A 20,641-nucleotide genomic window follows, 5' to 3' on the forward strand; every position below is an offset into this window, starting at 1 on the left:
ACCCGCGAGGATGAGCGGCCGGATCCGCAGTGTGCGCCGCACGCTCGCGTCTGCGGCCCGGCATCCCGCGTTCCCGAGACACCAGGAGACACATGACCGGCGTGACAGGGCGTCCGGGGCTGCGCGATCCGCAGCATCCGCGCCGTCGGGAACCGCATGAGCACCGCCGTCGCCCACCCGAACATCGCCCTCATCAAGTACTGGGGAAAGCGCGACGACGACGCGATCCTGCCGCTGACCGGCAGCCTGTCGCTGACCCTGGACGTGTTCCCGACGACCACGACGGTGACCCTGGATGCCGCAGCCGACGGCGATGCGGCGGTCTTCGACGGCATCGCGGCCACCGGGGCCGCCGCCGCCCGCATCACGGCCTTCCTGGAGATCGTGCGCGCCGCCGCCGGCGTCCGCACCCCGGCCCGGGTCGTCACCCGGAACTCGGTCCCCACCGGCGCCGGACTCGCCTCGTCGGCATCGGGATTCGCGGCGCTGGCCGTCGCCGCCGCCGACGCCTACGGGCTCGGGCTCGACGAGCGCGCGCTCAGCCGACTCGCCCGCCGCGGATCCGGCTCGGCCTGCCGCTCGATCATCGGCGGCGCCGCGATCTGGCATGCCGGCCACGACGACGCCACCTCGTTCGCCGAGGCGGTCCCCTCGCCGGCGCTGGGAATGGTCATCGCGGTGGTGGATGCCGGGGCCAAAGCCGTCTCGAGCCGTGAGGCGATGCAGCGCACGATGCGGACATCCCCCTACGCCGACGCCTGGGTGCGCGCGACGGCACAGGACCTGGACGCCATGATGGACGCCCTCGCCCGCGACGATATGACCGCGATCGGCGAGCTGACCGAGTCGAACGCGCTGCGGATGCACGCCGCGATCATGGGCTCGCGGCCGCCGATCCGCTATCTCGCCCCGCAGAGCATCGCGCTGTTCGACGCCGCCGCGCAGCTGCGCGCCGAGGGGCTGGAGGCGTATGCGACCGCGGACGCCGGCCCGAACGTCGTGCTCGTCTGCCGCGACGCCGACGTCGACGACGTCCGGGATCGCCTGGCCGAACGGGCGCCGACCGTGCGGCTCGTGGCCGCCCACGCCGGTCCCGGGGCGCATCTCGTGCCGGACGCAAGCCGGAGCGGAGGCGACGGCGTGATCCGCGCGCAGGCGCCCGGCAAGCTGTTCATCGCCGGGGAGTACGCGGTCGTCGAGCCGGGCGAGCCGGCCGTGCTGGTCGCCGTCGACCGGCACATCACGGTCGAGCTGGACGAGGCGGCCGAACGCGGCAGCATCTCGTCGGGGCAGTACGGTCGCGAGCCGGTCCTGTGGACCCGCGAGGACGGGGTGGTCGTGCTCGACCAGGATCACCGCCCCTACGACTACGTCCTGTCGGCGATCGCCACGGTCGAGCAGCTGGCCGCCGAGCGGGGCATCGCGCCGCGCTTCTGCGACATCCGCATCTCCAGCCAGCTCGACGACGTGTCCGGGCGCAAGTTCGGGCTCGGCTCGTCCGCGGCCGTCACAGTCGCCACGGTGCGGGCGCTGGATGCCTTCCTCGACCTGCGGCTGACCCCGATGGAGCAGTTCAAGATCGCGCTGATCGCGACCGTGCGCGTCGCGCCCGCCGCGTCGGGCGGGGATGTCGCGGCCAGCGCGTTCGGCGGCTGGATCGCCTACAGCGCCCCCGACCGCGCCCGGGTGCGGGCCGAGGCGGCGGCCGAGGGCGTGCAGGCGCTGCTGGACCGCCCCTGGCCGGGCTGCGCGTACGGCGCGTGCCCGCCCCGCAGGGGCTCCGGCTGCTGGTGGGCTGGACCGGGCAGCCGGCCTCGACCGAGCGACTCGTCGGCAGCGTCGAGCACCGCAAGGGCGTCGGCGAGAGCCGGTATCGCGAGTTCCTCGCCGACAGCCGCAGCGCCGTCGACGAGCTGATCGGCGCCCTGGACGGGCAGGATGCCGCGGCCGCACTGGGCAGCGATCGGCCACGCGCGCACCGCGCTGGGCGACCTCGCCCGGCACGCCGGCCTGCAGATCGAGACGCCGGCGCTGACCACGCTGTGCGACACCGCGACCGCGGCCGGGGCGGCCGCGAAATCGTCCGGGGCCGGTGGCGGCGACTGTGGCATCGTGCTGGCCCCGGCCGGGGCCGACATCCACCGGATGCTGACAGAGTGGGAGCGCAACGACATCCGCCATCTCGATCTGACGGTGCAGCCGGCGTCAGGAGCCATCGATGAACGCGAGCGTGGCGAACAATGGGGATGACGACAGTGAGCAGGGGCGTGGCGAGATGAGCAGTCGGCGCAAGGACGAGCACGTCGACCTCGCCGACGCGCAGCAGGCCGACCGGCCGGCCCGGAACGATTTCGACGACGTCCGGTTCGTCCACCACGCGCTGGCCGGCATCGACCGCGATCGCGTGAGCCTGGCCACCACGTTCGCCGGGATCACCTGGCCGGTTCCGCTGTACGTCAACGGCATGACCGGCGGCAGCCAGCGCACGGCGCAGATCAACCGGTCGCTGGCGATCGCCGCGCGCGAGACCGGTGTGCCCATCGCCTCGGGGTCGATGAGCATCGCGCTGCGCGAGCCCGACACCGCCGACTCGTTCCGCGTGCTGCGCACCGAGAACCCGGACGGGTTCGTCATGGCCAACCTCAGCGCCGACGCGACGCCCGACGACGCGCAGCGCGCCGTCGACCTGCTCGGCGCGGACGCCCTCGAACTGCACGTGAACAGCGTGCAGGAGACCGTGATGCCCGAGGGCAGCCGGGACTTCTCCGCCTGGCCGGCCGCCATCGCCGCGATCGTGGACCGGGTGCCGGTGCCGGTCATCGTCAAGGAGGTCGGGTTCGGGCTGAGCCGGCCCACCCTCGAACGGCTCGCCGACCTGGGGGTGGCGATCGCCGACGTCAGCGGCTCGGGCGGCACAGACTTCGCCCGCATCGAGAACTCGCGTCGCCCCGCGGCCGACTACGCGTTCATGGCCGGATGGGGGCAGTCGGCCGTGTGCAGTCTGCTGGATGCTGCGGCATCCCGCCGCCCGCTGCCGGCGCTCCTGGCCTCGGGCGGGGTGCGCACGCCGCTGGACGTGATGCGGGCCCTCGCCCTCGGCGCCCGCGCCGTGGGCGTCTCGGGCGTGTTCCTGCACAGCGTCCTGCGCGGGGAGAGGACGCCCTGATCGAGCTGATCCGGGCGTGGCGGGAGCAGGCTCGGGCAGCTGCACGCGCTTCTGGGCGCCGACCGGCCCGCGGCCCTGCCCCGCGCCGACCTGCTCCTGGGTGGGGGCGTGCGGGAGTTCTGCGCGCTGCGCGGCATCGATCCGTCCGGGTACAGCAGACGCAGCGAGGCGCCGGATGCCGGCGGTGGGGAGCGAGCATGAGGGATCACACGGTGGGCAGCGCCCCGGTTCCGATGAAGTGGGTCGGACCGATCGCCGTCAGCGGGAACGTCATGACCGGCAGCCAGGAGGTGCCGCTGGCCACCTACGAGACGCCGCTGTGGCCGTCCGTGGGCCGCGGCGCGAAGATCTCCACGCTGACCGAGCGCGGCATCGTGGCGACGCTGATCGACGAGCGGATGGCGCGGTCCGTGCTGTTCGAGGCCGATGACGCCGGCGTCGCGCTCGCCGCGATGAACACCCTGAACGCGCAAGCGCGGCCGGCTGCAGGAGGTCGTCGCCGGGGCCAGCAGGTTCGCCACGCTCATCGACATCCATCACCAGATCGTCGGGAACCTGCTGTTCGTGCGGTTCGAGCTGTCCACCGGGGACGCCTCCGGCCACAACATGGTGACGCTGGCCAGCGACCGGCTGATGGAGCACATCCTGTCCACCGTGCCGGGCTGCCGATACGGCTCGATCTCGGGGAATTACTGCTCGGACAAGAAGGCGACGGCCGTCAACGGCATCCTCGGCCGCGGCAAGAACGTGGTCACCGAACTGCTCATCCCGCGCGAGGTGGTCACCCGCCGACTGCACACCAGCCCCGAGGCGATCGCCGAGCTGAACGTGCGCAAGAACCTGATCGGCACGATCACCGCCGGCGGGCTGCGGTCGGCGAACGCGCACTACGCGAACATGCTGCTCGGCTTCTACCTGGCCACGGGGCAGGACGCCGCGAACATCGTCGAGGGCTCGCAAGGCATCACCCACGCCGAGACCCGCGACGGCCACCTGTACTTCTCGTGCACGCTGCCCAACCTCATCGTGGGAACAGTGGGCAACGGCAAGGATCTGCCGTTCGTGGCCGAGAACCTGGAGCGGCTGGGATGCGCCGAGGAGCGCGAGCCGGGCGAGAACGCGCGCCGCCTTGCCGTGCTGTGCGCGGCCACCGTCCTGTGCGGCGAGCTGTCGCTGATGGCGGCGCAGACCAACCCCGGCGAGCTGATGGCCGCCCACCTGACGATCGAGAGGAAGACGACGAGATGACCGCGACCGGCATGCGGGTCGGCATCCACGATCTCGCGTTCGCGACGACCCATCAGGTCCTGGACCTGCGCACGCTCGCCGAGCACCAGGGCATCGACGTGAACAAGTACTACATCGGCATCGGGCAGACCGAGATGAGCGTGCCCTGCGCCGACGAGGACATCGTCACCATGGGGGCCGAAGCCGCCGCACAGATCGTCGCCCGGCTTCGGGCCGAACAGCAGGCCGAGGACGGGCAGGCCTTCGACGGCATCCGCACCCTCCTGTTCGCCACCGAATCGGGCGTGGACCAGTCGAAGTCGGCCGGCGTGTTCGTGCACTCCTTGCTCGGGCTGGGGGAGCACTGCCGGGTGGTCGAGCTCAAGCAGGCCTGCTACTCGGCGACGGCCGCACTGCAGTTCGCCCTGGGCATCGTCGCGCGCGATGAGAGCGAGAAGGTGCTCGTGATCGCCAGCGACGTGGCCCGCTACGCCCTGGATTCCAGCGGTGAGCCCACCCAGGGCGCTGCCGCCGTGGCGTTCCTGGTCACCGCCGACCCCGCTCTGATCGAGATCGAGCCGGTCAGCGGCCTGCACACCGACGACATCGACGACTTCTGGCGTCCGAACCACCTGTCCACGGCGTTGGTCGACGGCAAGTACTCGCTGGCCGCGTACCTGCGTGCACTCGAGGGCGCCTGGACCGAGTACCGGTCGCGCGGCGGGGTCGACTTCGAGGCGATCGACCGGTTCTGCTACCACCAGCCGTTCACGAAGATGGCCGTCAAGGCGCACGACAAGCTGAGCGCGCTGGTCGGCTCGCCGCTGGACAAGGACCAGCGGCGGGCGCAGGTGGCGGCCAGTCTGGAGCTGAACCGGCGTACCGGCAACAGCTACACCGCATCGATCTACGTCGGCCTGCTGTCGCTGCTGGAAAGGGATGACGCCGACCTCGCCGGCCGCCGCATCGGGTTCTTCAGCTACGGCTCGGGCAGCGTCTCGGAGTTCTTCACCGGCGTCGTCCGGCCCGGGTACCGCGACGTGCTCCGGACGGCGGCCGACGAGCGGGCCCTCGACGACCGCACCGCGATCGACCACGCCCGCTACCGGGCGCTGCACGAGGGCATCGACGCGGCACAGGGTTCGGACTACGAGACCGCCGCCGAGACACCCGGGCCATTCCGATTCGCGGGCGTCTCGGCCCAGGTGCGGCGCTACGCGCGCACCGCGGGGGGCTCCCCGGCGTGAGCCGCAGGTCAGCCCGCCACGGCGCCGGGCAGGCGATCCAGCACGTCGGTCCACCCCTGCTGAAAGCCGTCGCCCACCGCGCGACCCGGCGAGACATGCACCATCGTCACCTCGGTGGTGGACGCATCGATCGCGGTGAACAGCACGGTGATGTGATCGATCTCGGGCTCTCCGTCCCACTGCCAGGTGAAGGCGAGCAGCGAGCCTGGACGGACCGCGGTGTACCGGCCTGACACGCCCACCCCGTCGTACGGCGTGCCGATCCGGTAATCGCCGCCCTCGGTGACGTCCAGCTGGTACGTGGTGTCGGGCCATTGCGGCCACCACCAGCTTGCGGAAACGGTCCACCTCGGTCCACCAGGCGAATGCGGTGACGGCATCGCAGCCGACGACGTGGGAGAGCGTGAATGCGCTCATTGTTGCTCCTCCTCCGGTTGCGCGGTGCTCCCTGCGAGCATCGCGAAGCGATTCAGCTGAGCCGACCACATCAGCGTCGTCGACAGCGCCCAGTCCTGCAGCGGTTCCAGGCTTCCCGGAACCAGGGAGAACGTGACCGTGCGACCCTGCTTGCGGCGCGCGACGATGCCCGACTCTGTGAGCAGTGCCAGATGCTTCAGGGTCGCCGGCATGCTCGACCCGATGGTCTCCGCCAGCGCGCTCATCGTCGCCGGCCCCTCCGCGAGGCGGTCGATGAGCATCCGGCGCGGCCGGGATGCTATCGCCGCAGCGACCGCGTCCAGGCGGGCGTCGGCAGTCGGCGGCATTCTGAGACGCTAGCATCACTTAATAGAAAAGTTAAGTGACGTTCTCAAAGGTCGCTTGCAGGACGGGTCCCATAGAATTTCCGGTGCCGCACGGCTGTGCCGACGGCATCCAGCCCCTCCCGCACCCCGCAAGCCGGCGTGCGGATGACCGACGGCCCGAGAGGACCCGTGCATGAGCCCGAAGACCCCGCGCGCACCGCTCGCGCGCCACGGGAACCTTCGCTCGCCGCGGCCGATCGCCCAGCTCGGGACGATCGCGGCCGCGGTCTTCGCCGTGCTGGTGCTGAGCCTGGCCGGCACGGCCGCGTTCGCGGGGTGGACCGCGGTGAGCACGATCCACGACAACGCGGTCGCGCTGGAATCCGCGCAGCCGCTGCCGCCGTCGATCGGGCAGATCGAGGGCGGGGTGAACCTGCTGATGGTGGGCACCGACTCGTGCGAGGGGCAGGACCTGAAGCTGTTCCCGCGCTGCGCGCACGACGACGGGGGCGAGCGCAACGACGTCACGATGCTCATCCACATCGGCGACAACCCGCGCCGGGTCACGGTCGTCTCGTTCCCCCGCGACATGATCGTGCCCATCCCGTCGTGCCCGTCCGCCAGCGGCGGCCGCTACTCGGCGATGAGCGCGCAGATGCTCAACGTGTCGTATTCGTACGGAGGCCTGGCCTGCACGGCCCTGACGATCCAGGAGCTGACCGGCGTCGACATCCAGTTCGCCGCCGCGATCCGCTGGACCGGCGTCATCCACATGTCCGACGCGATCGGCGGCGTGGACGTCTGCGTGGCCGGCGACATCAACGACAAGAACACCGGGCTGCACCTGAAGGCCGGCGAGCACACGCTGGTGGGAGCCGAGGCGCTGCAGTTCCTGCGGATCCGGCACGGCATCGGCGACGGTTCGGACCTCGGCCGCATCTCGAACCAGCAGCAGTTCATGTCGTCGCTGGTGCGCAAGCTGCAGTCCGGGGGCGTGTTCGGCGATCCGACCAAGCTGTTCTCGCTGGCCACGACCGCCATCCAGCAGGTGTCCGAGAAGCAGCTCGTGCTCGACCAGAACCTGGCCAATCCCACGCGCATGGTGCAGATCGCGATGGCGCTGAAGTCGGTGCCGTACAAGGACATCGTGTTCGTGCAGTACCCGACCGAGTACGACGCCGCCAACGACGACCGCGTGCTGCCGGTGAAGGGGGCCGCCGACACCCTGTTCGCCGCGCTCAAGGCGAACAAGGCGCTGAACCTCACCGGCAAGGCCGGAGTGGGCGTGAACGCGGAAGGCGCCGCCCCGGGTGAGGCGACCCCCGCCCCGACCGACTCGCCGAACCCGGACTCCGTCGATCTGCCCGGCGTCATCACCGGGACCACGGCCGCACAGACGACCTGCACCCGACCGCAGCAGTAGGCTCGACTCTCGATGAGCACGAGCCGACACCGCCCCCGATCCCTCCTCCTGTTCGTCGCCATCGGGCTCGGGGCGGGGCTGCTGTCGGGACTGTTCGGAGTCGGGGGCGGCACGGTCATCGTCCCGCTGCTGACGATCTTCGCCCGATTCGAGCACCGGCTGGCCGCCGGCACCTCGCTGGCGGCGATCGTGCCGATCGCGACGGTCGGCGTCATCTCCTACGCCGTCCACGGCGCGGTCGCCTGGGTGCCGGCCCTGATCCTGGCCGCGGCCGCCGTCGTGGGGCGCAAGCTGGGCACCTGGCTGCTGGCCGGCTGCCGGTCACGGCGCTGCGGTGGGCGTTCGTCGCGTTCCTCGGCGTGGTGATGGTCGGCCTGTTCCTGGTCGTCCCGTCCCGTGACGCGCAAGCTCGAGCTGAGCCTGGGGAGCATCCTCGGACTGATCGGGGCCGGCCTGGTGACCGGGGTCCTCTCCGGTGTGCTCGGAGTCGGCGGCGGCGTGATCATCGTCCCGGCGCTGATGCTCGGCTTCGGCGCCAGCGACCTGATCGCGAAGGGCACGTCCCTGGCGATGATGATCCCGACGGCCGTCTCGGGCACGATCGGCAACCTGCGCCGCGACAACGTCGACCTGGTCGCGGCGATCCTTCTCGGTGCCGCCGCGTGCACGACGACCGCGTTCGGCGCGTGGATCGCCACGCTCCTGGACCCGGTCTTGGCGAACGTCCTGTTCGCGGCGTTCGTCCTGTTCATCGCGGTGCAGATGGGGTACAAGGCCGTGACCGGGCGGGGGCGCAACCTCGGTCGATAGACTGGCCGGGTGCCAGTGAACCCCGATCTCGTCGGCCGCGCCTTCGCTCCGACCGCGCCGTATCTGGTCGGACGCGAGAAGGTGCGCGAGTTCGCCCGCGCCGTGTTCGCCACCGACCCGCAGCACACCGACCCCGACGCCGCCCGCGCGCTCGGCTACCCGGATGTGGTGGCTCCGCCGACGTTCGCGATGGTGATCCAGGACCTCACGCTCGGCAAGCCTGGCCGAGCCCGACTCGGGAATCGCGCTGGAGCGCACGATCCACGCCGAGCAGCGCTTCCGCTACACCCGCCCGATCACCGCCGGCGACGAACTGGTCGGGCAAGCTGTCGATCACCGGACTGCGCGCCATCGGCAAGGGGGCGATGGTCACCAGCGAGGCGGAGATCACGGATGCCGCAGGCCAGCACGTCGTGACCGCGACATCCGTCCTGCTGATCGGGGGAGACGAGTGATGACCGAGCTCGCCGTCGGCGATGTGGTCGCCGAGCGCACCGTGCACCTGGACCGGACCGCGCTCGTGCGCTATGCCGGGGCATCCGGGGACTTCAACCCGATCCACTACCGCGACGACGTCGCCGCGCGGGTCGGACTGCCCGGCGTGCTGGCGCACGGGATGCTGACCATGGGCCTGGCCGTCGAGACGATCGTGCCGTGGCTGGGCGATGCCGGCCGCATCCTCGAGTACGGCGTGCGGTTCACCCGCCCGGTCGTCGTGGACGCCGAGACCGGCGCCGACGTGACGGTCGTGGCGAAGATCGGCCTCGTGGATGCAGAGGGGCTGCGCGTCGATCTGACCGTCACGCATGCCGACACCACCGTCCTGGGCAAGGCCCAGGTGCGCGTGCGGCGGGACTGACGTGCCCGAGGTGCCTCCCGTGCCGCTGTCGCGGCTGACCACGCTGCGCACAGGCGGCACGCCTGCGCGCATGATCGACGCGCACACGACCGGCGAGCTCGTCGACGCGCTGCGCGAGACCTGGGCCGACGGCGACGACTGGTTCGTGCTCGGCGGCGGGTCGAACCTGTTCATCGACGACGAGCCGTTCGAGGGCACCGTGGTGCGGATCCTCACCTCCGGCATCGACCGCATCCCGTCGCCGCGGCCCGGCTTCGCCCGCCTCCGGGTGCAGGCGGGGCACGACTGGGACGAGGTCGTCGCGTCGGCGGTCGCCCAGGGGCTCGGCGGGATCGAGGCGCTGTCGGGGATCCCGGGGCGGCCGGGGCCGCCCCGGTGCAGAACGTCGGCGCGTACGGTCAGGAGATCGTCCAGACCCTCGTGGAGGTCGAGCTGATCGACGAGGACACCGGCGAGGTCTCGGTGGTTCCGGCATCCGATCTGGGGCTGGGCTTTCGCACCTCGGTGCTGAAGCGGCACGAGGGATCGGTGCCGCTGCGGTCGGCGGTCATCCTCTCGCTCACCCTCGAACTGGAGGAGCGGGCGGATGCTGCGCGCCCGGTCGCCGGTGCGCAGTTGCGCACCGCCCTGGGCATCGGCCCCGACGAAGAGGTCACCCTCGCGTGGATCCGCGAGCAGATCATCGCGATCCGCCGGCGCAAGGGGATGGTGCTCGACCCGGCCGACCCGGACACCGCCAGTGCCGGATCGTTCTTCCAGAACGCGATCGTCACGGCCGCGTTCGCCCGGACGCTGCCCGCCGAGTGCCCGCGCTGGTCGGTGGCGCCGGATCCCCAGCCGGCCCGCGTCATCCCGCTGGACGAGTACGTCGGCCTCGCCCCGGTCGAGCCCCGTCCGGAGTCGGATGTGAAGGTCAGCGCGGCATGGCTGATCGAGCATGCGGGGTTCGGCAAGGGGTTCCGTCTGCCGCGCTCGCGCGCGGCGCTGTCGGGCAAGCACGCCCTGGCCCTGACCAACCGCGGGGGCGCCAGCGCCGCCGAGCTGGCCGAGCTGGCGCGCTTCATCCGCAGCCGCGTCGCCGCGGAGTTCGGTCTGGTCCTCCAGCCCGAGCCCGTGCTGGTGGGCGTGGAGCTGTAGCGCGGACGCTCGCCCGCGCTCACCCGCCCGCCCTGTTGCCGAAATCGTACGATCCGGCCGAGTGCACATCAATCTCGGCCAAGAATGATGTGCACTCGGCCAAATCGTACGATTTCGAGGTGATATCGGGGGTCAGCGCACGGGGGCGGAGGGGCGCGTCGGGCGCAGCTCCGCGCGCAGCGCGCGGAAGCGGCCGCGGCGTATGCACCCCCACCACACCCCGGCGCCGTACGCGATGTCATCGAGCCGCCGGGCGAGGGTGAACCGGACGATGTCGAGGTCGGCGCGCAGGCGGCGGTGCTCGACCACCGCGTCCGCGACCGCGGCCGCCCCGATCAGCCAGCGCGCGCGGCGCGAGACCACGGCGGCGGCCAGGCCCACCGGCCACCAGTGCCGCAGCGCGAGCGCCGAGACCTGGGTCACCGCCGACAGGACGCCGCCGCCGACCAGGCGCAAGCGGCAGCATCCGCGCCTCCGGACCGGTGCCCAGCCGGCGCCCGAGCCGCACCGCGGCGACCGCGCTGATCCCGGCGGCGACCGGGATCGACCACCACCGGGCGCAGCACAGCGCCGCGACCACTCCCGCCGACCAGGGGCGGAGGATCGCGGGCGGGATCGCGTGCGGATGCCGGTCGGCCAGGGCCGCCGCCCCCGTGCCGTAGAAGAACTTGCGACCGAACCAGGCGGCGGCCGTTCGGCGGTGCTCGTGCGCGACCACGACCCGCGGCTCGTAGCGGATGCGCCATCCCGCCTCGTCCAGCCGCCACACCAGGTCGACGTCCTCGGCGACCCGCATCCCGTCGGTGAAGCCGTCCGAGAGCGCATCGACCCGGGCCACCAGACACGTCGACGACAGCCACGACACCGGCGACCGCGGACGCACGAGTGCCGCCCGCCCGCCGAGGTCCACCGACGACCGGGCGTTCTCATACCGTGAGATCCAGGTGCCCCCGGGCATGCCGGCGATGCGCGGGCCCACCAGCGCCAGCCGCGGGTCGACGAAGTGCCGCAGCATCCGCTCCAGCGCCTCGGCGGTGACCTCGACGTCCGAGTCGACGAACGCGACGAACGGCGTGTCCACGTGCTCGAGCCCGTGGTTGCGCGCGGTCGCCGGGCCGGCGTTGCGCGGCAGGCGCAGGCAGCGGGCTCCGGCGTGCTCGACGATGCCGCGCAGCTCGGATGCCGCCGGCTCGGCCGTGCCGTCGTCCACGACGAGAACGCGCAGACCGTGCAGGCCGGCCAGCACCCGCCGCAGCGCCGCGGATCGGCCGTGCACGGGGATCACCACGGTGAGCGCGTCCAGGTCGGCCGGCGGCAGCCGATCCGGGTCGGGGTGGGCGATGCCGGAGTCGAGCAGCCGTTCCGCCAGCCGGATCGAGGCGGGGTCGGATGCCGTCAGCCCGCCGTCGCCGAGGAGACGTGCCGCCGTCGAGCTCAGCCGGAGCACGCGCGTGGGAGCGCCCCCGACCAGGACCCGCCCTCCGGCGTAGCGCCAGACGTCCGTGCCGATCGTCAGCGTCGTGCCGAGGGGAAGGCCGGCCCCGGCATCCGTCCCGCGGCCACCCGCGGCATCCGTCCTGCGGCGCGTCACGGCGTGGCCGCCGTGGCCGTCGCCGCGACCGCCTGCGCGACCTCGCGCGCCATCCGCTCCAGCAGCGCGGCGCCCTCGGCCGCCGATGCTCCGGTTGGATCACCCAGCACCCCGCTGGGTGACACGGCCCGCACGCCCTCGGCCCGCAGCCGCGGAGCAGGTCCGCCAGCGGTGCCGTCCGTCCGGCCCGGGCGGCCCCCAGATCCACGCGCTCCGGCGCTAGGTGCAGCATCAGGCTGGTCTCGGCCCGCCCCGCGTGCACATCACCGTGCCGGCACGGCCTCCATGATGCCGCGCATCCCTCGTCCACCAGCTTGCGCGACCGCCGCGCGCACCGCGTCGAGATTGCCGCCGTGCCCGTTGACGAACACCAGCCGGGCGGCCCACGTGCGCGCCGAGCGGCCGAGCTCGATCAGGGCGTGGGCGAGCGCCTCGGTGCCGATCGAGATGGTCCCCGGAAAATCCTGATGCTCGCCGCTGGCGCCGTAGGCCAGGGCCGGCGCGACGCGCACCTCCGGTGCGCATCGCGCGGCCGCCCGGGCGCACACGGCGGCCGCGATGAGGGTGTCCACGTCCAGCGGCAGATGCGGCCCGTCGCTCGGTCGCCCCGACCGGCACGAGCACGGTCAGGCCCGCCGGCACCGCCGGCCACGGCGCATCGGCCAGGGACCGGGTCGGCACGGCGGGAGCGTCCATGGGCTACTGTCCTCCTTGAGAGTCGCCGTGCGATGTCGCTGCGGATGCAGTTTACTGGCATCGAGTGCCACAGAGAAGGGATGCCGGTGAGCGATCCGACCGCGACCCGCGCGCGCCGCGGACGCGCGCCGGCGACCTCGCGCGGCGAACTCGAGCGGATCGGGCTCGATCTGTTCATCGCGCGCGGCTTCGACGCGGTCACCGTGGACGACATCGCCGAGGCGGCCGGCATCGGGCGGCGCACGTTCTTCCGCTACTTCCCTTCGAAGAACGACCTCGCCTGGGGGGACTTCGACGCACTGCTGGCCCAGTTCCGCGCCCGACTGGATGCCGCGCCCGCCGACCAGCCGGCGATCGAGGCGGTCCGCGCCGCCGTGCACGCGTTCAACGAGGTGCCCGCCGACGAGCTTGCCGCGCCATCGACATCGCCTGCGCATCCTGCTGACCACTCCCGAGCTGGTGGCGTACTCGACGGTGCGCTATGCCGAGTGGCGCGCGGTGATCGCCGGCTTCGTCGCCCGCCGACGCGGCGTGCCCGCGCACGCCGCACTGCCGCAGGCGGTCTCGTGGGCGTGCCTGGGCATCTCGCTGTCGGCCTACGAGCAATGGCTGAAGGCACCGGACAGCGACCTGCTGGCCACCATCGGCTCGTCCTTCCGCGGACTGCGGGATGTCTTCTCCGGCGTCGCCTGGGAGGACGGTGCGCAAGCCGTGAGCACCCGCCGCATCGTCGTCGTCGGGGGCGGGGGCTCGGGCATCCCGATCGCGGCGCGACTGGGCGCCGCCGGTCACGACGTGATCGTGCTCGAGGCCGGCCCGGCGGCGCCGGCGGAACCGGCGTGGACGGTGCGCGGCGGCGTGCCGGACTCACTCCTCACCCGCACCTACGACGCCGAGCTGTGGCCCGGGCGCCCGTGGCGCATCGCGCGGGGCCGCACGCTGGGCGGCAGGCACCGCCGTCAACGGCGTTTCGTTCCAGCGGCCGCATCCCGACGACTTCGCGGCCTGGGCTGCGCTCGCCGGACCCGAGTGGACGTACACCGCCTGCCTGCCCGCCCTGCGCCGGCTGGAAGCGGATCAGGACTTCCCGGACGATCCCGTGCACGGCGATTCCGGACCCATGCCGGTGAGCCGGGACGGCGCGGACGAGCCGCTCACGCGCGCGTTCCTGGCCGCGTCGGTCGCGGCGGGCGCGACCGCAGAGCCGGACAAGAACGGCGGCGGTCCGTCCGGCGCGGGTCCGCTGCCGCGCAACGTCAGCACCGGCGGCGAGCCGCAGCGGTGGAGCGTCGCCCGCGGCTACGGACGGATGCTGCGGGCAGCATCCGTCGAGGTCCGCACCGGCGTGGAGGTGCATCGCGTCCGATTCCGCGGACGCACCGCGATCGGGGTGGAGACCGTCGCCGACGGCACGCCGGGCTTCGTCGCGGCGGACGAGGTGATCCTGGCCGGCGGCGCCGTCGAGACGCCACGGCTTGCTCCTGCGATCCGGGATCGGGGATGCCTCCGACCGCGACCCGACCGCGCCGCCCATCGCCGATCGGAGCGGCGTCGGCCGCAATCTCTCCGACCATGCCGCGATCGACCTCCCGTGGCGCCCCCGGCCCGGCGCGGCATCCGCCACCGCAGCCTGGACCGCGGCCTGGAACGTGCCGGCCGGCTTCGCGGCGTCATCTGCGCTCGAGCTGCTGTTCGCCGCCCTGCCGACGGCGGTGATCGTGACCGGCGATCGCGCCGCCGGCGGCCCGCACGAGCTTGCGCGTCCTGCTCGGCCAGCCGATCGCCCGCGGACGCGTCGGGATCGGCCCCGGGCCCGCCGTCTGCTACGGCTACCTGACGGACGGGCGCGACATCCGCGCGCTGCGCGACGGCGTCCGGCTCGCGGCACAGGTGCTGCGCTCGCCCGAGATGGCCGAGGTGGTGGCCGACGCGACGATCCCGGCATGGGTGGATGCCGCGGCCGACCCGGGTGCGGAGGACGCCGAGCGCTGGCTGCGCGACCGCCTGGCCACCGCGCTGCACTCGTGCGGGACGGCGCGGATGGGGGCCGCGGACGACCCGGATGCCGTGGCCGACGCGCACGGCCGCGTCCACGGCACGACCGGACTGCGCATCGCCGACGCGTCGCTGGTGCCGGTGGTGCCGACGCGGGGCACCGCGCTGCTGGCGGTCATGCTCGGCGAGCGGATCGCCGAGCTGATCGCGCAGGAGTGATCCGGCTCGCGTTTCCGTCTCATGGAACCGGGCCTCAGCCGACTCGGGCCGCTCAGTACGCTGGCCGCTCGGATGCGTCGCGGACGCGGCATCCAGCGAGGGGGCGAGAGATGCGCGGAGACCCGCTGAACACGGTCCCGGCCGTGGCCGGGGTGATCAACTACCTGGCGGCGGACGAGCCGCTGCCGCGCCCCGCCGATGCGCTGTACGACGCGTACGCCCTGCAGGTGCACGACGCCCGCGCCGTGCACCGTCCGTTCAGCTTGGAGCGCAACGGGTTCGAGCTGGTGCACTGGCCGAGCGCCGTCGACGACTTCACCGATCCGGGCCAGATCGAGCGGACCTACGCGACCGAGGTGGAGGACTTCGTCGCCGCGCGGCTGGGCGCTTCACGGGTCGCGCTGCTGGGGGCGTGTCTGGAGGATGCCGCCGAGATGGAGCGCGGCGGCGCCCAGGAGCCGCCCGTCGCCCACGTCGAGCTCACCGCCGAAGACGCCCTCGTCCAGGCCCGCCGGACCCACGCCGCCCGCTTCCCGGAGGCACCGCCCTTCCGCCGGGCCGTGACCACCGTCTGCTGGCGCTCGATCACCCCCGCCCCGCAGGACTGGCCGCTCGCGGTGTGCGACTACCGCAGCGTGCCGGACGACGACGGCGTCGCCGACGGCGCGCGCCAACCGCAGGGCACCCGCTTCCAGTTCCGGCCCACCCACCGGTGGTACGTCTACCCGGACATGACGCCGGACGAGGTGCTGTTCTTCGTGGTGCACGACAGCGACCACTCCCGCCCCTGGCGGGTCATGCACACCGTGTTCCTGGACGCGCAGGCGCGGGCATCCGAGCCGCGGCGCAAGCCTCGAGTTCCGCTCCATCGCCTACTTCGACTGATCGCCCCCGCGCGGCCGTCAGCGCGCTGCGGCGCGGGCGGCTTCGGGCATCCGGCGGGCCGATGGAGCGCCGAGATGGCGCGAGATCGCGCGGGCCGTGGTGGTCAGGGCCGGCAGGACGGCGCCCGGCGACCAGTTCTCGCGATCCAGGGTGACGCTCAGCGCGGCGATCACGCGGTCGCGCGGTCCGCGGATGGCCACCGCCACCGCCACCGCGTCCTGTGTGATCGACTCGTCCACGATGGCGACGCCGGTGCGTCGCACCTCGGCGAGCACCCGCCGCAGCTCGAACGGGTCGGTGACCGTCTTGCGCGTGTACTTCTGCAGCGGCATCCCCAGCACCTCTTCCTGGAAGGGCTGCGGCGCGTGGGCGAGCAGCACCTGGCCGGTCCCGGTCGCGTGCAGCGGCCAGCGGCCGCCGAGCCGGCTGAGCACCCTCGCGCCGCCGCGGGCGCGCAGGTACTCCACGTACACGGTGTCGTACCCGTCGCGGACGGCCAGGTGGACGCACGCGTTCAGCGCCGCCTGCAGGTCGCCGAGGTGGGCAACGCCACCTCGCGCAGGCGCAGGCCCTGGGGCTCGAGCGAGCCCAGTTCGAGCACCCGCATCCCGATCGCGTAGCGTCCCTCGGCGGAGCGCTCGAGCGCACCCCACTGGCGCAGCTCGCCGACCAGGCGATGCGCGGTGCTGAGACTGAGACCGGCCCGCCGGCTGATCTCGCTCAGGGTGAGCACCAGGTGCTCCTCGTCGAATGCGTCCAGCACGGCGAGCACGCGCTGGGCCGCGGTCATCTGACCACAGGCCTCGGCGCGATCGGGCTGTGCGGAACGGGCGGATCGAATCGAACTCACGGACATCGTCGGCCTACCTCCGGAACGTCGTCGTCTCCCAGAGCGGGGGGTTCCCCCATGATCGGCGACGTCCCTTCGGAGATAGTCAGATCATTCCACCAGGCGGAAGGATTGTGCGCTTCTCACGGATCGCCCGTGTCGCGTGGACACGCCCTTCCGCCGGGCGGGATCGCTTTCGCCGCCGGGCCCGGATGCGACCTACCGTCGGGGGATCGGGGACGCACATCCCGGGGAGGACACCATGAGCATCGATCAGTCCCGTCTCGACGAGTTCCGCAAGACCCTCGAGGCCGACGACTACCACCTGTCGGTCGAACTGCACGACCAGTCCGCGGACGTCCGCATCGACGCCGGCCCGGACGCGTGCGCCGAGTGTCTCGTGCCCAAGGACTTCATGCGCCAGATGCTCTCGCCGCTGCTCGGCGTGGGCGCCGAGCGCATCGACGTCAGCTATCCGGTGGATGTGCACACGGCCGAATGAGCCGTCGGACGCGGCCTCCTCAGCGCAGTGCGGCCGGTGCGGTCGGCGACGCGAGCCGGTGCTCGGGGTCGTACACCGGGGAGGCCAGGAGGAACGGGATCGCCGCCTCCCGGGTCCGATCGATCGGCTCGTCCGGGAATGCCGCCTCGATCGTGGCGTGCCGCTCGGCGACGCCGGACCGGAACTCCGGGTGGGTGAGGATGAACATGTCGCCGCGGCGGATGCCGGCCAGCACCCGTTGCCCGCCTCCTCCGCGCTCATGTACGGCTGATCCCTGGCAGCATCGGTGAACGTCTTCGGCGGGACCGGATATCCCGACCGGCCGTAGCGCTCGGGCCGGTTCGCCACGGCCGAGGCGATGTTGCTGTGCGTGGGCCCGGGGCAGTAGGCGGCCACCGAGATGCCCTCCTCGAGCAGTTCGATGTGCAGGGCCTCGGACAGGGCGATCACCGCCGCCTTCGTCATCGAGTACAGCCCGGCCACGATCGGCATCAGGCCCGCCATCGATGCCGTGTTGACCACCGCGCCGCCCTCGCCGTGCGCGCGGATCTTCGGCAGGAACGCCTGGATCCCGTTGCCGACGCCCTTGATGTTGACGTCGATCACCCAGTCCCAGTCGCTGGGCGCGGCCGCGGTCACCGGGCCGGTGAGCCCGATGCCGGCGTTGTTGACCAGCACGTCGACCCGACCGAAGAGTCGCTGCACCTCGTCGGCCGCCGCCCGCATGGCGGCCAGGTCGGTGACATCCACCGCCATCGCGTGCACGTCCAGCCCGTGCTCGGCGAACAGCGCCTGTGTCGCGGCGAGATGCTCGCCGCTGCGTCCGGTCACCACCACCGACATGCCGGCCCGCGCGCAGGCCAGCGCGATGCCGCGCCCGATCCCGCTGGATCCTCCGGTGATCACGGCCACCTTGCCGTCGACGTGCTCCATCATGCAGTCCTCCTCGGGGCCTGTGCGGCCGGTCAACCTGTGCGGCCAGTCAATCCGCGCGGCCCGGGGTTCGCCGCTTTCCTTCCATGCGGCGAAAGCCTTCTGGCCCCGGGCCCGGCGCGGACGACGGTAGAGGCAGAGAGCAGGCGCCGGCGCCGCATCGCCGGTCACCCATCGTCCGTCGGGAGAGACATGAGCATGACAACGCGCGCCGAACAGGGCGCCGCTCGGGCCGAAGAGCCCGGACGAATGACCACACGCGCGGTGGTGTGTCGCGCACCGGGCACCCCGTGGGAGGTCACCGAGCTCGAGCTGGACGAGCCGCGCGCCAACGAGGTGCGGGTGCGGATCCACGCCGCCGGGCTGTGTCACTCCGACGATCACATCCAGAAGGGCGACGCGCCGATGCGGATGCCGGTGGTCGGCGGGCACGAGGGCTGCGGCATCGTGGACGCGATCGGCCCGGGCGTGACCCGGGTCAAGGTCGGCGACAAGGTCGTCCTCTCGTTCATCCCCGCCTGCGGCAAGTGCCGCTACTGCTCGACCGGGCGGCAGAACCTGTGCGACGAGGGCAAGAACGCCGCGACCGGCGAGTTCGCCGACGGCACGTTCCGGTTCCATCAGGACGGCGTCGACTTCGGCGGCCTGTGCGTGCTGGGCACGTTCTCGCAGCACACCGTCGTCTCGGAGTACTCGGTCGTCCCGGTCCCGGACGACCTGCCGTTCGAGGTCGGCGCCGTGATCGGCTTGCGGCGTGCCCACCGGATGGGGATCGGCCGTCCACCTGGCCGGGGTGCGCCCCGGGCAGACCGTCGTCATCTTCGGCGCCGGCGGCGTGGGCAGCAACGCCGTGCAGGGCGCGGCCATGGCCGGCGCCGAACGCGTCGTCGTGGTCGACCCGGTCGAGTTCAAGCGCGACATGGCGAAGGTCTTCGGCGCCACCCACACGTTCGCCACCGCCGAGGAGGCGACGGCATTCGTCATCCAGTCCACCTGGGGCGAGCTGGCCGACCACGCCATCATCACCGTCGGGGTGCTGCACGACGAGGTCATCCACGACGCCATCAACATCGTCGGCAAGACCGGGCAGGTCACCGTCACCGCCGTCGGCAACGGGTGGATCGACGAGAACCCGGGGATGCTGATCGGCTACCAGCGCCGCATCCAGGGCGGGATCTACGGCGGATGCAGTCCGCTCGTGGACATCCCGCGCCTGATCAGCCTGTACAAGAGCGGCAAGCTCAAGGTCGACGAGCTGATCACCCGCCGATACGCGCTGGACGAGGTCAACCAGGGCTACCAGGACATGTTGGACGGCCGCAACATCCGCGGCGTCGTCCTCATCGACCACGACGACTGAGCTGCGACAACGGATTCGAGGACACCGACATGACGATCACCACCCCCGCACCGACCCTCTCCGAGGAACTCCTCGTCGACGGCGCCCAGCTGATCGGCGGGCAGTGGGTGCCCTCCGGCACCGGACGCACCATCGACGTGATCAACCCGGCCAATCGGGCGCTCATCGCCCGCGTCCCGCGCAGCGACGCCGACGACGTGGAGGCCGCCGTCCAGGCGGGCGAACGCGCGTTCCCCGCATGGCGCGACCGCAACGCCTCCGAGCGGGCCGCCGCGCTGTTCCGCTGGGCCGACCTGATCGAGCAGCATCTCGCCGACCTCGACCAGCTCGAATCGCAGGAGGTCGGCCGTCCCAGCTGGGGGCCGCCGCCGTATGCCCGCCAGCTGCGGTTCATCGCCGGGCAGGCCGACAAGGTGCAGGGCGTCTCGCTGCCGACGCTGACCCCCGACACGCTCGGCTTCACCCTGCGCGAGCCGTACGGCGTCGTGGGCTCGATCATCCCGTGGAACGCGCCCGGGGCGCAGTTCGCGATGGAGGTGGGCTCGGCCATCGCGGCCGGCAACACGATCGTCATCAAGCCCGCCGAGGACGCCCCGCTGACCCCGCTCGCGCTGGCCAAGCTCGCCGAGCGGTCCGGCATCCCGGCCGGGGTGATCAACGTGGTCACCGGGTACGGCGGCGAGGCCGGCGCGGCCCTCCCCGCGCATCCCCGGGTCCGCCGGATCGGGTTCACCGGCTCGCCGCTGACCGGTCAGCTGGTGATGGAGGCCTGCGCGAAGAACCTCACCCCGCTGCACCTCGAGCTCGGCGGCAAGTCGCCGCAGGTGGTGTTCCCGGACGTGGATCTGGATGCCGCGGTGCCCACCATGGTGCTGAGCATCACGCTGAACACCGGCCAGATCTGCGCCGCCGGCTCGCGCATCGTCGTGCTCGCAGCATCCATGACGAACTCGTGGAGCGGCTCGCGACCCAGATGCAGAAGGTGACCGTGGGCCCCTGGTACGAGCAGGTGGCGATGG

17 protein-coding genes and 10 pseudogenes are annotated in these 20,641 nt (G+C 72.4%); 19 read left to right on the top strand and 8 right to left on the bottom strand.

Annotated elements, in window-relative coordinates; genetic code table 11:
- Positions 1-156: 156 nt before the first annotated feature.
- The 6 genes and pseudogenes from mvaD (at position 157) to L2X98_RS14515 (ending at position 5,640) form a co-directional block, all read left to right on the top strand.
- The gene (gene mvaD, locus L2X98_RS14490) at positions 157-1,917 is read left to right on the top strand and encodes a diphosphomevalonate decarboxylase (protein ID WP_259611391.1); all 1,761 of its coding nucleotides are present in this window, start codon (positions 157-159) and stop codon (positions 1,915-1,917) included.
- Between the two features lie 21 nt (positions 1,918-1,938).
- Complete coding sequence (locus L2X98_RS14495) at positions 1,939-2,250, top strand: hypothetical protein (RefSeq protein WP_259611392.1); 312 nt, start codon at positions 1,939-1,941, stop codon at positions 2,248-2,250.
- Positions 2,219-3,166: a type 2 isopentenyl-diphosphate Delta-isomerase gene (gene fni / locus L2X98_RS14500; protein ID WP_259611393.1), complete on the top strand. Its 948-nt coding sequence runs from the start codon at positions 2,219-2,221 to the stop codon at positions 3,164-3,166. The genes L2X98_RS14495 and fni overlap by 32 nt, the downstream gene beginning before the upstream one ends.
- Positions 3,167-3,399: 233 nt before the next feature.
- Positions 3,400-3,570 (top strand): annotated as a pseudogene (locus tag L2X98_RS14505) (hydroxymethylglutaryl-CoA reductase); the annotation flags it as partial.
- A 139-nt stretch (positions 3,571-3,709) separates the two neighbouring features.
- Positions 3,710-4,414 (top strand): hydroxymethylglutaryl-coenzyme A reductase family protein, encoded by a 705-nt coding sequence (locus L2X98_RS14510; protein WP_259613340.1) that lies wholly within the window; start codon positions 3,710-3,712, stop codon positions 4,412-4,414.
- The gene (locus L2X98_RS14515) at positions 4,411-5,640 is read left to right on the top strand and encodes a hydroxymethylglutaryl-CoA synthase (protein ID WP_259613341.1); all 1,230 of its coding nucleotides are present in this window, start codon (positions 4,411-4,413) and stop codon (positions 5,638-5,640) included. The genes L2X98_RS14510 and L2X98_RS14515 overlap by 4 nt, the downstream gene beginning before the upstream one ends.
- Positions 5,641-5,648: 8 nt before the next feature.
- Here the strand turns inward: L2X98_RS14515 and L2X98_RS14520 are convergent, their stop codons facing one another.
- Together L2X98_RS14520 and L2X98_RS14525 are read right to left on the bottom strand one after the other, a co-directional pair.
- On the bottom strand, positions 5,649-6,020 hold the full coding sequence (locus L2X98_RS14520) for an SRPBCC family protein (RefSeq protein ID WP_259611394.1): 372 nt from the start codon (positions 6,018-6,020) through the stop codon (positions 5,649-5,651).
- 33 nt (positions 6,021-6,053) lie between these two features.
- Positions 6,054-6,338, bottom strand: a complete 285-nt coding sequence (locus L2X98_RS14525; RefSeq protein WP_354002814.1) for an ArsR/SmtB family transcription factor — start codon at positions 6,336-6,338, stop codon at positions 6,054-6,056.
- A 238-nt stretch (positions 6,339-6,576) separates the two neighbouring features.
- Here L2X98_RS14525 and L2X98_RS14530 point away from each other — a divergent pair, with 238 nt between their 5' ends.
- The 5 genes and pseudogenes from L2X98_RS14530 (at position 6,577) to L2X98_RS14550 (ending at position 10,612) form a co-directional block, all read left to right on the top strand.
- The gene (locus tag L2X98_RS14530) at positions 6,577-7,806 is read left to right on the top strand and encodes an LCP family protein (protein WP_259611396.1); all 1,230 of its coding nucleotides are present in this window, start codon (positions 6,577-6,579) and stop codon (positions 7,804-7,806) included.
- A gap of 12 nt (positions 7,807-7,818) precedes the next feature.
- Positions 7,819-8,616 (top strand): annotated as a pseudogene (locus L2X98_RS14535) (sulfite exporter TauE/SafE family protein).
- 9 nt (positions 8,617-8,625) lie between these two features.
- Positions 8,626-9,071 (top strand): annotated as a pseudogene (locus L2X98_RS14540) (FAS1-like dehydratase domain-containing protein).
- Positions 9,071-9,475 (top strand): MaoC/PaaZ C-terminal domain-containing protein, encoded by a 405-nt coding sequence (locus L2X98_RS14545; protein WP_259611397.1) that lies wholly within the window; start codon positions 9,071-9,073, stop codon positions 9,473-9,475. The pseudogene L2X98_RS14540 and the gene L2X98_RS14545 overlap by 1 nt, the downstream one beginning before the upstream one ends.
- A 1-nt stretch (position 9,476) precedes the next feature.
- A pseudogene (locus L2X98_RS14550) lies at positions 9,477-10,612 on the top strand (UDP-N-acetylmuramate dehydrogenase).
- Between the two features lie 238 nt (positions 10,613-10,850).
- Here the strand turns inward: L2X98_RS14550 and mftF are convergent.
- The 3 genes and pseudogenes from mftF to L2X98_RS14565 form a co-directional block, all read right to left on the bottom strand.
- A complete protein-coding gene (gene mftF / locus L2X98_RS14555) occupies positions 10,851-12,203 on the bottom strand; it encodes a mycofactocin biosynthesis glycosyltransferase MftF (RefSeq protein ID WP_259611398.1) in 1,353 nt (450 codons plus the stop codon).
- A pseudogene (locus tag L2X98_RS22425) lies at positions 12,200-12,435 on the bottom strand (creatininase family protein). The gene mftF and the pseudogene L2X98_RS22425 overlap by 4 nt, the downstream one beginning before the upstream one ends.
- A 31-nt stretch (positions 12,436-12,466) precedes the next feature.
- Positions 12,467-12,775, bottom strand: coding sequence for a creatininase family protein (locus L2X98_RS14565; protein ID WP_259611399.1), 309 nt, complete (start codon positions 12,773-12,775; stop codon positions 12,467-12,469).
- A gap of 204 nt (positions 12,776-12,979) precedes the next feature.
- Here L2X98_RS14565 and L2X98_RS14570 point away from each other — a divergent pair.
- The 5 genes and pseudogenes from L2X98_RS14570 to L2X98_RS21545 all read left to right on the top strand — a co-directional run.
- Positions 12,980-13,165: pseudogene (locus tag L2X98_RS14570) on the top strand (TetR family transcriptional regulator); the annotation flags it as partial.
- Positions 13,166-13,226: 61 nt separating this feature from the next.
- Positions 13,227-13,517, top strand: a pseudogene (locus tag L2X98_RS21540) (acyl-CoA-like ligand-binding transcription factor); the annotation flags it as partial.
- Between the two features lie 391 nt (positions 13,518-13,908).
- A pseudogene (locus L2X98_RS14575) lies at positions 13,909-14,736 on the top strand (GMC family oxidoreductase N-terminal domain-containing protein); the annotation flags it as partial.
- Complete coding sequence (locus L2X98_RS14580; RefSeq protein ID WP_259611400.1) at positions 14,655-15,113, top strand: GMC oxidoreductase; 459 nt, start codon at positions 14,655-14,657, stop codon at positions 15,111-15,113. The pseudogene L2X98_RS14575 and the gene L2X98_RS14580, both read left to right, overlap by 82 nt.
- A 110-nt stretch (positions 15,114-15,223) precedes the next feature.
- A pseudogene (locus tag L2X98_RS21545) lies at positions 15,224-15,952 on the top strand (CmcJ/NvfI family oxidoreductase); the annotation flags it as partial.
- A gap of 63 nt (positions 15,953-16,015) precedes the next feature.
- Here L2X98_RS21545 and L2X98_RS21550 read toward each other — a convergent pair.
- The 3 genes from L2X98_RS21550 to L2X98_RS14595 form a co-directional block, all read right to left on the bottom strand.
- Positions 16,016-16,528: an IclR family transcriptional regulator gene (locus L2X98_RS21550; protein WP_435526282.1), complete on the bottom strand. Its 513-nt coding sequence runs from the start codon at positions 16,526-16,528 to the stop codon at positions 16,016-16,018.
- Positions 16,513-16,848: a helix-turn-helix domain-containing protein gene (locus L2X98_RS14590; RefSeq protein ID WP_259611402.1), complete on the bottom strand. Its 336-nt coding sequence runs from the start codon at positions 16,846-16,848 to the stop codon at positions 16,513-16,515. The genes L2X98_RS21550 and L2X98_RS14590 overlap by 16 nt, the downstream gene beginning before the upstream one ends.
- Positions 16,849-16,933: 85 nt before the next feature.
- Positions 16,934-18,265: an SDR family oxidoreductase gene (locus L2X98_RS14595; RefSeq protein ID WP_259611403.1), complete on the bottom strand. Its 1,332-nt coding sequence runs from the start codon at positions 18,263-18,265 to the stop codon at positions 16,934-16,936.
- Between the two features lie 246 nt (positions 18,266-18,511).
- Between L2X98_RS14595 and L2X98_RS21555 the strand changes: the two are divergent.
- The 3 genes and pseudogenes from L2X98_RS21555 to L2X98_RS14605 form a co-directional block, all read left to right on the top strand.
- A pseudogene (locus L2X98_RS21555) lies at positions 18,512-18,964 on the top strand (alcohol dehydrogenase catalytic domain-containing protein); the annotation flags it as partial.
- A 52-nt stretch (positions 18,965-19,016) separates the two neighbouring features.
- Positions 19,017-19,622: a zinc-binding dehydrogenase gene (locus L2X98_RS14600; RefSeq protein ID WP_259611404.1), complete on the top strand. Its 606-nt coding sequence runs from the start codon at positions 19,017-19,019 to the stop codon at positions 19,620-19,622.
- A gap of 29 nt (positions 19,623-19,651) precedes the next feature.
- Positions 19,652-20,608 carry an aldehyde dehydrogenase family protein gene (locus L2X98_RS14605; protein WP_259611405.1) on the top strand — a complete coding sequence of 319 codons (957 nt, stop codon included), beginning with the start codon at positions 19,652-19,654 and terminating at the stop codon, positions 20,606-20,608.
- Positions 20,609-20,641: the final 33 nt, after the last annotated feature.

The sequence above is a fragment of the Microbacterium elymi genome, assembly GCF_021582895.2.
Lineage (GTDB): Bacteria > Actinomycetota > Actinomycetes > Actinomycetales > Microbacteriaceae > Microbacterium > Microbacterium humicola.

Bases quoted from the DNA above. Each gene is read 5' to 3' on its own strand.
- mvaD (WP_259611391.1), top strand. From the start codon at position 157: ATGAGCACCGCCGTCGCCCACCCGAACATCGCCCTCATCAAGTACTGG.
- L2X98_RS14495 (WP_259611392.1), top strand. From the start codon at position 1,939: ATGCCGCGGCCGCACTGGGCAGCGATCGGCCACGCGCGCACCGCGCTG.
- fni (WP_259611393.1), top strand. From the start codon at position 2,219: ATGAACGCGAGCGTGGCGAACAATGGGGATGACGACAGTGAGCAGGGG.
- L2X98_RS14515 (WP_259613341.1), top strand. From the start codon at position 4,411: ATGACCGCGACCGGCATGCGGGTCGGCATCCACGATCTCGCGTTCGCG.
- L2X98_RS14520 (WP_259611394.1), bottom strand. From the start codon at position 6,020: ATGCCGTCACCGCATTCGCCTGGTGGACCGAGGTGGACCGTTTCCGCA.
- L2X98_RS14525 (WP_354002814.1), bottom strand. From the start codon at position 6,338: ATGCTCATCGACCGCCTCGCGGAGGGGCCGGCGACGATGAGCGCGCTG.
- L2X98_RS14530 (WP_259611396.1), top strand. From the start codon at position 6,577: ATGAGCCCGAAGACCCCGCGCGCACCGCTCGCGCGCCACGGGAACCTT.
- L2X98_RS14545 (WP_259611397.1), top strand. From the start codon at position 9,071: ATGACCGAGCTCGCCGTCGGCGATGTGGTCGCCGAGCGCACCGTGCAC.
- L2X98_RS14595 (WP_259611403.1), bottom strand. From the start codon at position 18,265: ATGATGGAGCACGTCGACGGCAAGGTGGCCGTGATCACCGGAGGATCC.
- L2X98_RS14605 (WP_259611405.1), top strand. From the start codon at position 19,652: ATGACGATCACCACCCCCGCACCGACCCTCTCCGAGGAACTCCTCGTC.